Here is a 1,404-nt window from a genome sequence, read left to right on the forward strand (position 1 = left end):
ACACCCGCCTCGATACGCCGCCTATCTCACTCCGTCATCACCCAGCTTCCCGCATAGCTCGTTAATCCTTGGCGAGGTCCCTAACCGTGCTATCATTTTCCTCTGTATGTTGGCTTCTGCCGGGGTCGGCTTTTTGAGCTGGACCCCTGACTCTGATCCGTCCGCAACGCGGGGACTGGGAGTCGCTCTCGTTCTCGCCGGTGTGCTATTCGCCTCACTCTACAACGTAGCAGTCCGTGTGATGTCGCAAAGTGTCGATGCATTGCGACTTACGACGGCAAGCCAGATCGTTGCGTTGACGGTGGTCGTATTTGCGTGGATTGGCGTCCGTCCAATGCCGACGCTCTCTGTGGTGATGGCCGATATTGTATCGGTGGTCGTATCCGGATTGCTGCTTCTTTCCATCCCCTCTCTCCTCTACGGGATTGCGCTGCAGCGAATGAGCGCGACCGCCGCCGCATTATTGCTGCCACTAGTTCCCGTGTTTACATCTATTTTGGCGTCCATCTTCCTTCGGGAAACCCTGACCGCAACGCAGTGGCTGGGGGCCGCCGCGGTTCTTGGATCGGCGCTTGCAATGCCCTTGGCCTTGCGTCCTAACCGCATGGCTCCGAAGTATCACCCACGCCCCTGTCGGAAAGCGGTCGGAAAGCCTTGACGAAGGAGCTGGGCAGCGCGCGGTATAGCAGTAATCTTTCTCTGCATTCGTCCCGGACGCTGCGAGCCGTCGCGGTCGCGTGTCTGGCGTCGAGCTTGGGTGCCTGCGTGCTAACCCAGGACCTTCCGGATCCCGCGCTCGATGTCCCCGCGCAGTACAAATACGCCGGGAAGGGGGATGCGCCGCCGTCGCTGGATTGGTGGCGCGGCTTCCGCTCGGCGGAGCTGACGCAGCTGATGGAGGAGGCGCAGACCGTCAACCTCGACATCGCCGCCGCGGTCTCGCGCATCGTCCAGGCGGACGCCCAGGCGCGCCAGGCGGGCGCGGCGCTGCTGCCGAGCCTTTCAGGCACCGGGCAGGAGACCTATTCGCGCACCTCCAGGTCGTCAGCCTCGGGTCTCACCAATGGTGGCCGTGAGGTCGTCAACTACCAGGCTTCGCTCAGCGCGAGCTACCAGCTCGATTTCTGGGGCCAGAACCGCGATGCCCTGCAATCGGCGGAAGAGACCGCCAAAGCTAACCGCTTCGATCGCGACACCGTCGCGCTGACGACGCTCGCCGCCGTCGCCAATGCCTATTTCCAGGTGCTGGCCTCGCAGGACCGCCTGCGCACCGCCCAGCGCAACATCGCGAGCGCGCAGCGCATCCTCGATGCCGTCAAGGAGCGCCGCAAGGCCGGCACCGGCACCGATCTCGACGTCGCCCTGCAGGAGAGCGTGCTCGCCAACCAGAAGGCGCTGGTGCCA

The 1,404-nt window shown here is 63.5% G+C and carries 2 protein-coding genes; both read left to right on the plus strand.

Going from position 1 to position 1,404, the window contains the following annotated elements; all coding sequences use genetic code 11:
* The coding region (locus tag WN73_RS11750; RefSeq protein WP_271552873.1) for a DMT family transporter at positions 1-658 on the plus strand (658 nt) is incomplete at its 5' end.
* A 59-nt stretch (positions 659-717) separates the two neighbouring features.
* A partial coding sequence (locus WN73_RS11755; protein ID WP_271552874.1) for a TolC family protein occupies positions 718-1,404 on the plus strand: 687 nt, incomplete at its 3' end.

The sequence above is a fragment of the Bradyrhizobium sp. CCBAU 45394 genome (genome assembly GCF_028128655.1).
GTDB classification, from domain to species: domain Bacteria; phylum Pseudomonadota; class Alphaproteobacteria; order Rhizobiales; family Xanthobacteraceae; genus Bradyrhizobium; species Bradyrhizobium diazoefficiens.